General features: G+C 43.7%; 9 protein-coding genes and 1 riboswitch. Of the genes, 4 read left to right on the top strand and 5 right to left on the bottom strand.

Translation table 11 applies throughout. From position 1 onward, the window contains the following. Window positions 1-501: 501 nt before the first annotated feature. Window positions 502-987 carry a hypothetical protein gene (locus AAFP11_RS10535; protein WP_341737015.1) on the bottom strand — a complete coding sequence of 162 codons (486 nt, stop codon included), beginning with the start codon at window positions 985-987 and terminating at the stop codon, window positions 502-504. A gap of 120 nt (window positions 988-1,107) precedes the next feature. Here AAFP11_RS10535 and pyrE point away from each other — a divergent pair, with 120 nt between their 5' ends. From pyrE to dcm, 4 genes are all read left to right on the top strand, one after another. Continuing rightward, entirely contained in the window at window positions 1,108-1,683 is a 576-nt protein-coding gene (pyrE, locus tag AAFP11_RS10530) for an orotate phosphoribosyltransferase (protein ID WP_341737014.1), read from the top strand. Between the two features lie 219 nt (window positions 1,684-1,902). Continuing rightward, window positions 1,903-2,055 carry a hypothetical protein gene (locus AAFP11_RS10525; protein ID WP_341737013.1) on the top strand — a complete coding sequence of 51 codons (153 nt, stop codon included), beginning with the start codon at window positions 1,903-1,905 and terminating at the stop codon, window positions 2,053-2,055. Window positions 2,056-2,212: 157 nt separating this feature from the next. Further along, window positions 2,213-2,782 (top strand): hypothetical protein, encoded by a 570-nt coding sequence (locus AAFP11_RS10520; RefSeq protein WP_341737012.1) that lies wholly within the window; start codon window positions 2,213-2,215, stop codon window positions 2,780-2,782. 53 nt (window positions 2,783-2,835) lie between these two features. Further along, the gene (gene dcm, locus AAFP11_RS10515) at window positions 2,836-4,128 is read left to right on the top strand and encodes a DNA (cytosine-5-)-methyltransferase (RefSeq protein ID WP_341737011.1); all 1,293 of its coding nucleotides are present in this window, start codon (window positions 2,836-2,838) and stop codon (window positions 4,126-4,128) included. Between the two features lie 87 nt (window positions 4,129-4,215). Here dcm and AAFP11_RS10510 read toward each other — a convergent pair whose 3' ends face one another. From AAFP11_RS10510 to AAFP11_RS10495, 4 genes are all read right to left on the bottom strand, one after another. Beyond that, on the bottom strand, window positions 4,216-4,806 hold the full coding sequence (locus AAFP11_RS10510; RefSeq protein ID WP_341737010.1) for a Uma2 family endonuclease: 591 nt from the start codon (window positions 4,804-4,806) through the stop codon (window positions 4,216-4,218). Between the two features lie 88 nt (window positions 4,807-4,894). After that, window positions 4,895-6,268: a phosphomethylpyrimidine synthase ThiC gene (thiC, locus tag AAFP11_RS10505; protein WP_341737009.1), complete on the bottom strand. Its 1,374-nt coding sequence runs from the start codon at window positions 6,266-6,268 to the stop codon at window positions 4,895-4,897. A 7-nt stretch (window positions 6,269-6,275) separates the two neighbouring features. Beyond that, window positions 6,276-6,371, bottom strand: a riboswitch (TPP riboswitch). 180 nt (window positions 6,372-6,551) lie between these two features. Beyond that, on the bottom strand, window positions 6,552-7,391 hold the full coding sequence (locus AAFP11_RS10500) for a Uma2 family endonuclease (RefSeq protein ID WP_341737008.1): 840 nt from the start codon (window positions 7,389-7,391) through the stop codon (window positions 6,552-6,554). A gap of 348 nt (window positions 7,392-7,739) precedes the next feature. Further along, on the bottom strand, window positions 7,740-8,300 hold the full coding sequence (locus AAFP11_RS10495) for a Uma2 family endonuclease (RefSeq protein WP_341737007.1): 561 nt from the start codon (window positions 8,298-8,300) through the stop codon (window positions 7,740-7,742). Window positions 8,301-8,353: the final 53 nt, after the last annotated feature.

Here is an 8,353-nt window from a genome sequence, read left to right as displayed (position 1 = left end):
GCATCCGAAACTATTTTTGAATGTTGTAGCAACTCTAACAGTATTTTCAGAGAATCTCTATAAAGTTTTGCTGAAAAATACCTGTTTAAATAAATTTTTGATGAAGATGGGGAGATTTATTAAGTAATATTGCGGAAAATCTACTGCGAGGTCGATCGCTTAACCAAAAAAATTAATCGCCAGAGCAATTATACTGAGAGATTGAGAGAGTATTTTTGATATACAGCATATTCTATGTATAGGTGGTACGCGCAATCTTGTGAAGCGAGTCAGGTGCGTGGCGATCGATTAATAGTAAACAATTGCGTCAGTTTTTAGTGACAGAACGCCAAGTTAGTTTGAGTGAACTTGACACTCCCCGGTCTGAAGACGCGGGGATTCTTAAGGACAAACTTTGGGGGATGAATCCGCCCAAAGTTTAATTATTAAAGGGTTAGTCAGTAACCCGCTACCCACTCGCTCTGCGGATTGAGTCTATGACTACTTATAAATCCTAGGCCCTTAATTTCGGCCATTGGGTGATATTTGATATAAACCCCTAACTGGGCCAGGCACTGTCTGTGGCTGTTGCTCGGAAGCGGGCAACTGTTCTTGCACTCCGGTAGCAGTAGGGAAACAGCCACTGGGCTGGGGTGCGAATTGGCAAGCTGGAGGCAGTGCCATTACAGATGAATCGAAGGGATTGACTGCATCTGGAACGCGGAGAATTGGATCGCTGGAAACTTGGCGCTGCATCATTTGTCGGTAAAAGCCATGGACGCGACTGGCGTCCCGCTCGATTTCTTTTTCGGGAAAGGCAACTACGCCGCTGGGGGAACCGATGCCTAAATAGTCGCCAAAGTAACCTTGGAGGCTGACGTTGTAGTAAAAGTCTCCTGAACTCTGAAAGAATTGCCGATTGAAATCGTCGGAGATAGGGTGAAATCTAGCTGGTTCTGCTTGGGCTGGTTTGACGGATGCCAAGGTGGCAGAAACGACTGTCATCATCAATATACTACTTAAGCTTTTTAACTTGTGGCCCATGATATTGAAGCTTCTAAATTAATTACGGTTCCAATATAGACTGATTATCGGCAGATTATTTTTGTTTTGTACACGGTGTCAGTTATGAATGTTGAAGATTTGAAGGTGTGGCGCGATCGACTTTTGGATTTGTTGTGTTCTTTTGCCTATCGTGAGGGGGATTTTGTGTTGTCTTCGGGACAGAAAAGCTCCTATTACATTAACTGCAAACCGGTGACACTGCATCCTGAAGGTGCTTTGGCTACGGGGAGGTTGCTGTTGTCGATGCTGTCGGCGGATGTGGACGCTGTGGCTGGTTTGACTTTGGGGGCCGATCCAATTGTAACTGCGGTGAGTGTGGTTTCGGCTTTGGGCGATCGACCAATACCAGCTTTGATTGTCAGAAAGGAAGCCAAAGGACATGGAACAATGGCGTATATTGAGGGGCCAACGCTGTCTGAGGGTGTGAAAGTGGTGGTTTTGGAGGATGTGGTGACGACGGGTAAGTCAGCGATGCAGGCGGTGGAGAGGCTACGGGGTGCGGGTTATAAGGTCGATCGTATTTTGTCTCTGATCGATAGAGAGCAAGGTGGGGCGGAGTTTTATCGCTCTGTTGGCTTGGATTTTGAGGCGGTGTTTACAATTAAGGATATTCAGGAGTGGATGGCTGCTAAGTCCTAAGATTTAATCAACCGCGAAGGCGCAAAGAACACGAAGGAAGAGAAGAAGATATTCATTACCAGGCTCTGCCTGGTAATGAATATCTAGAGGCTCTGCCTCGATCAAAAAATAGTAGAATAAACGCGAAGGAAGAGAAGAAGATTCTCGTTACCAGGCTCTGCCTGGTAATGAATATCTAGAGGCTCTGCCTCGCTCAAAAAATAGTAGAATATCTGAGGTTTGACTGCCCGCTTAATCGCCATGCCAAAAATCCGTTTCATTGACTTATTCGGAGGAATAGGTGGCATGAGATTTTATCGCTCTGTTGGCTTGGATTTTGAGGCGGTATTTACAATTAAGGATATTCAGGAGTGGATAGCTAATAAGTCCTAAGATTTAATCAACCGCGAAGGCGCAAAGAACACGAAGGAAGAGAAGAAGATTCTCGTTACCAGGCTCTGCCTGGTAATGAATATCTAGAGGCTCTGCCTCGCTCAAAAAATAGTAGAATATCTGAGGTTTGACTGCCCGCTTAATCGCCGCTAGTTCAATGAATGAAAAAAGCGCTGAGGTTTTAGCCAAATGTGAAATTGGTAATTACTTAGGTCAACCCGATAAATTAAATAAGTTTATTAAACAACGATATATCTGGGTTAGCCGGATAACTTCTGGGTCACAATCAAATACTTTAGGTCAAATCGCTCAAAACTTTGTCAAAGAATACTTGCAAGATAATTTAGGAATTATAGATATCGCTATTAGACCTAACGGTCATTTACCAGGCGTTAGACATACCGACCAAGAAAGCGAAAAAGGACTAACAACATTTGATCTGGTTATTTCTAAACAAGATAAGTTTGTTGCAATAGAGATTAGCTTTCAGGTAACAACAAATAGTGTAATTGAACGTAAAGCTGGACAAGCAAGATCTAGATTCGAGCAAATTGAAAATGCAGGTTATAAAATGGCTTATGTCATTGATGGTGCTGGTAACTTTGAAAGAGAAAATGCAATCAGAACCTTGTGTACATATAGTCATTGCACAGTTGCATTTTCCCATAATGAACTTAATGTACTTTGCGAGTTCTTGACGGATTACTTTGCGCCTAACAATGAGTAAAGAGATGCTATGCTTAAGAAAGCGTGTGAAAATCTAAACTAACTAAAATTACTATGAAAAAAATCCGTTTCATTGACTTATTCTCAGGAATAGGCGGCATGAGATTAGCCTTTGAATCTGCCGCTAGTTCCTTGAATCTGCAAACAGAATGCGTATTAAGTAGCGAAATCAGTCCCGACGCTCAATCAGTGTACCAGACAAATTTTGGCGACACACCTTCAGGCGATATCCGACTAATTGACCAACTCCCAGAACATCAAATATTACTAGCAGGATTTCCTTGCCAATCTTTCTCCTACGCAGGCAAAAAAGCAGGCTTTGGAGACACCAGAGGCACACTATTTTTTGAGATTGTACGACTTATTGACACTTTCAAACCTCAAGCATTTATTTTCGAGAATGTGCGAGGACTTGTCTCCCACGACAGCGGACAAACCCTAGAAACTATCAAAGGTGAAATGACCAGCCGAGGTTATAGCTTCGATTATTTTGTACTCAACAGCTCTAACTTTAGTTTACCTCAAAACCGCGTCCGAGTTTACCTAGTCGGAGTTTTAAATACTGTTCCGCAATATAACTTAATTTCCGACCTGGGACCAAAAGATTCCCATGCTTCTAGCCATCAACAACTCTCATTATTTTATCCCTTAAATAAACCTGTCACAGTTGCAGACATATTAGAAGATAATCCAGATGAAAAATATGATTGTTCGCCAGAATTTGTCAAGGCTTTGAAACAAATCGTTAACAACGACCTCAATCGCTTGCACGGAATGCGGCTAATCGACTATCGTGGTGGCAATTCCATTCATTCTTGGGAATTGGGTTTGCGAGGCGAGTGCAGTATCGCAGAAATTGAATTGATGAATCTTTTTATATTGAAAAGGCGCAATAAAGAATTTGGCAACCACCAAGATGGGAAGCTTTTAACAAAAGAGCAAATAGCTACTTTTTTTGCTCATCCCCATCTCGATGAAATTTTAGATTCCCTGGTAACAAAAAAGTATCTGCAACGGCATAATAAACTTTACAAACCTGTATCCGGTAACTTTTCCTTTGAAGTATTTAAGTTTATTGACCCAGATAAAATTTCTGTAACAGTTGTTGCTAGCGATGCTAATAGATTAGGAGTTTATCATCATCACCGAGTTCGGAGAATTACGCCCCGTGAAGCGGCGCGTTTACAAGGTTTTCCAGATAATTTTAGTTTGCATTCCAATGATGATAAAGCCTATCATCAAATTGGTAATAGTGTCAGTGTAAATGTAGTGACAACTGTTGCTGAAGAAGTTATTCAGAATGTCTTATATTCTGCAAAACAAGTTCCTTTGCAAAATGCAGTTTAATCGGCATCAATCAGGCAATTTATGCTATCTCTCTCCTCTTCTCTTTCTCTGCGCTCTCTGCGCTCTCTGTGGTAAAATAATTCCAAATTACTCTGGGGTTGAGGAAGTGCGATCGCCCGCACCGAATATCGAATCTACACTGACTGTAAAATCAGAAAAGGCGATCGGTGCAACCTCTTGACCAGCATACAACTTTAGTATTAAACTATAGCCGTTCGGTGTGGGCTGGCGGTATACTTCCAAGCAGTTTTCAATTAAATTGACCAGCCAAACCTCTTGAATGAGCGATCGGGCATAAATCGGAATTTTGACATCTCTGTCATTATCCACTGTACTGTCAGCTACCTCTACTAAAAGTAACACTTCTGAAGGAACTGGATGTGCTGTCCCGTAATCATCATCGCGAAATTGAAGCAATACCACATCAGGCTGCGGTTCAGTACGTTCACTTAACTGAACTGGATTTTGAACATCAACGATAACTCTATCTTCTGGTAATCGGTGGAAAAGTCGGTTAAGTCGTCTCACAGCAGTGGCGTGACGAGTCCCAATTGCAGCCATTTGAATAATTTCTCCTTCAATGAGTTCAACGCGATCGGTTTCAGAAAGAATCCCTGTTTCACTCATCAAATGATACTCTTTCACCGTAAATAGCCGTCTTTGAAGTTGAAGGGACATCGCGATTCTCCTTTGCCGAAACTCCTTTTAATATAACAAATTTAACATTAAGTAAGGCGGAAAATGCCCGCCCTACCAATCAATCGGGTTAGCGTTGCGCCACAGGTTCCTTAGCCAAGAACTTCTCCAATTCTGTCAAAGCATCGGCATCAACTTTCGTCTGCATCGGACAGAATTTAGGCCCACACATCGAACAGAATTCAGCAGTTTTGTAGATATCTGCTGGTAAAGTTTCGTCGTGATATTCCTTGGCCCGTTCTGGATCTAAAGACAGCTCAAATTGACGGTTCCAATCGAAGTTGTAACGGGCTGCTGAGAGTTCGTCATCTCTGTCTCGCGCACCCGGACGACCCCGCGCAATATCAGCCGCGTGAGCCGCAATTTTATAGGCAATCAGCCCATTTCTGACATCTTCAGCATTGGGTAAACCGAGGTGTTCCTTCGGTGTTACATAGCACAGCATGGCAGTGCCGTACCAACCAGCCATGGCTGCGCCGATCGCCGAAGTGATATGGTCATAACCGGGAGCAATGTCTGTCACCAAGGGTCCCAAAACATAGAAGGGTGCTTCGGAACATTCCTCCATTTGTTTCTTGACATTAAACTCAATTTGATCCATCGGAACGTGGCCTGGGCCTTCCACCATTACCTGCACGTCATGTTCCCAAGCTTTGCGAGTTAATTGTCCCAATGTTTTGAGTTCAGCTAATTGAGCATCATCAGAAGCATCGTGGGTGCAACCGGGGCGCAGAGAATCTCCCAAACTAAACGAAACATCGTATTTTTTGAAGATTTCAATGATGTCGTTAAAGTGAGTGTAGAGGGGATTTTGTTTGTGATGATGTAGCATCCACCGGGCCAAAATGCCGCCACCGCGCGAAACAATGCCAGTAATCCGATTTTTGACTAATGGCAAATGCTCAATCAGAATTCCGGCGTGAATTGTTTGGTAATCAACACCTTGTTGAGCGTGTTTGTCAATGATGTGAAGAAAGTCATTGGCGGTCAGACTTTCCATGTTACCATGAACGCTTTCTAGAGCTTGGTAAATTGGTACTGTGCCGATCGGCACTGGTGAAGCTTTGATAATGGTAGTACGAATTTCATCCAGATTACCACCACCGGTGGACAAGTCCATGACGGTATCAGCACCGTATTTGACTGCTAATTTCAGCTTGTCAACTTCTTCTGCCATATTAGAAGAGTTGGGAGATGCGCCGATATTAGCATTGACTTTGCATTTGGAGGCGATGCCGATCGCCATTGGTTCCAAATTCGGGTGATTGATATTAGCTGGAATAATCATCCGTCCGCGGGCTACTTCGGCGCGGATCAGTTCGGCCGGGAGATTTTCTCGCTTAGCGACGTAGTGCATTTCTTCAGTAATCACACCTTGGCGGGCGTAGTGCATTTGACTCACATTGCTCTGCCCGCTACGCTTAGCGATCCATTCGGTACGCATATTTGATTTCCTTGATAAACAGCTTCCCTCCGCTGGTATTACCCAGACTCAGGTTCTAAGGGTGTTTCTCAGCCCGGATTTTCGGGCACCCCTAGCTAAGCTTTTAATAGTAGCACTGATGTCTGTATCCGATCAAAGCAATTAAGGAAATCTTAATAAGGGGATGGGGTGAAGAGATGGGGAGATGGGGAGATGGGAAGTGCGATCGCACTTTCCAGATTTCTGATATTTCTAGAGTTGCACAAAGTGCGATCGTACCCCCATTTAACACCCGAAAAAAACCTCAGACTTCATCAGGATTAATCCCCATTTCGCGCAATTTTTCGGCAAGGCGATCGGCCCGTTGTTTTTCTTCCTCTGCGCGAAGATGTTCTTCCTCTGCGCGAAGATGTTCTTCTCCAGCACGAAGACGCTCTCGTTCTGCGCGAAGGCGTTCTTTTTCCGCACGTTCTTCCCCAATTAACAACAAATTACCTTCACTATCCCACCAACGCAACCAAGGCAAATTCATCTCATCATATTCACCTTGCCAAATTCCCAACTCAACTCCAAGCTGAGGAATTGGATAGTGACCTCGCTCATTTGCACTCATTAGCTGATAGCGATTATCTTGTAAATGATACATTTCTACAGCAGCTTTTTTTACTTCATAAATCCCATAAAAAGGTACGCGGATCGCCTGCTCGTAAACCCAAAATTTGCCCACCTTTTGTTCTTCTGTTTGTCCTAATTCAGGTGGTGGCGTTCTATCTCGCTCTTCTGCACCATTCCCCGATACAAATTCCAAAACAATCAGCGGTGCAACGTATTCTTTCCACAATACATAAGAACGTCGCACCTCACCATTTAATAGTGGGGGAACATTCGGCACATAAAACCAATCAGGTGCTTCTGCACCCCGTTCTAGAGGGTCAGTTAAACGCCAATAAATCCCGCAATCTTGACCGATGCGGTAGCGTGCATCAGGATGAATTTGTTGCAATATTGGTCGGAGTGAATCAGTGAGAATAATGCTTTGAGGAAGTTCTTGAAAATTTTTCACAAAAGTACCGTCCGACTCTGGTAATTCAGTGTGGTCTGGGAGATGGGTGACTTCCAATTCAAATGGTTTGGCAACTGTCATAGAACTTGCGCTATTTGAGGAATTAAACTGATTATAGCAGAAGGAAGAAGGAAGAAGGAAGAAGTCACCCCCCCAGCCCCCCCCAAGGGGGGAAATTCAGGAAGAAGGAAGGAAGAAGGAAGAAGGAAGAAGGAAGAAGTCACCCCCCCCAGCCCCCCCCAAGGGGGGAAATTCAGGAAGAAGGAAGAAGGAAGAAGGAAGAAGGAAGAAGGAAGAAGCGAAATTTCGCGAGTTACAATCGCCAGCGAAATTAGTAAAGTTTAATAATATTAGTCCTGGACGCGCTGCGACCCAAAAAACCCGGTTTCTAAGCCTCGATGCGTAAATCCTAAACATAAAAAAATCAGCCTAACCCAAGATAAAATCAACGCTCACTTCAAACTCAGGAAAAGCCAGGGGCGCAACTTGTTGACCGCGCCAAAACTTGAGCATTAAACTATAACCGTTCGGGCTTGGTTGGCGGTAGACTTCCAAACAATTTTCAACTAAATCTACTAGCCAAACTTCTTGAATTAGCGATCGCGCGTAAATGGATACTTTCACATCTCTGTCATAATCAACTGTACTATCCGAAACCTCAACTAATAGCAAAACTTCTGACGCTACTGGATGCGCTGTGGCGTAGTAATCAGCGCGAGGTTGTATCAATACAACATCCGGTTGAGGTTCAGTGCGATCGGTTAACTTAACTGGGTTTTGGATAGCAAAAGTCGCCAGATCTTCGGGAATCAAGCTGAACCGCCGCGCGAGGCGGTTTACACAACTTGCGTGACGAGTACCAATTGCAGCCATTTGCACAATCTCCCCTTCTATCAATTCTATTCGGTCATCTTCACCGAAAATGCCAGCTTCACCCATCAGGTGATATTCTTGTAATGTGAACAGCCGTCTTTGCATTTTGACAGACATCACTATTCTCCTTTTTCAACAGTTGGCTTAAGCTTACCATTTTTGCTAGTAAT

This window comes from Microcoleus sp. CAWBG640, from assembly GCF_020883015.1.
GTDB classification, from domain to species: Bacteria; Cyanobacteriota; Cyanobacteriia; order Cyanobacteriales; family Microcoleaceae; genus Microcoleus; species Microcoleus anatoxicus.
Note: the sequence above shows the minus strand (reverse complement) of the source record. Positions and strands in the feature narration are given on the sequence as shown.

What these genes read in the sequence shown, in the direction of transcription:
- AAFP11_RS10535 (WP_341737015.1), bottom strand. Translation starts at nt 987, where the DNA reads ATGATGACAGTCGTTTCTGCCACCTTGGCATCCGTCAAACCAGCCCAA.
- pyrE (WP_341737014.1), top strand. Translation starts at nt 1,108, where the DNA reads ATGAATGTTGAAGATTTGAAGGTGTGGCGCGATCGACTTTTGGATTTG.
- AAFP11_RS10520 (WP_341737012.1), top strand. Translation starts at nt 2,213, where the DNA reads ATGAATGAAAAAAGCGCTGAGGTTTTAGCCAAATGTGAAATTGGTAAT.
- dcm (WP_341737011.1), top strand. Translation starts at nt 2,836, where the DNA reads ATGAAAAAAATCCGTTTCATTGACTTATTCTCAGGAATAGGCGGCATG.
- AAFP11_RS10510 (WP_341737010.1), bottom strand. Translation starts at nt 4,806, where the DNA reads ATGTCCCTTCAACTTCAAAGACGGCTATTTACGGTGAAAGAGTATCAT.
- thiC (WP_341737009.1), bottom strand. Translation starts at nt 6,268, where the DNA reads ATGCGTACCGAATGGATCGCTAAGCGTAGCGGGCAGAGCAATGTGAGT.
- AAFP11_RS10500 (WP_341737008.1), bottom strand. Translation starts at nt 7,391, where the DNA reads ATGACAGTTGCCAAACCATTTGAATTGGAAGTCACCCATCTCCCAGAC.
- AAFP11_RS10495 (WP_341737007.1), bottom strand. Translation starts at nt 8,300, where the DNA reads ATGTCTGTCAAAATGCAAAGACGGCTGTTCACATTACAAGAATATCAC.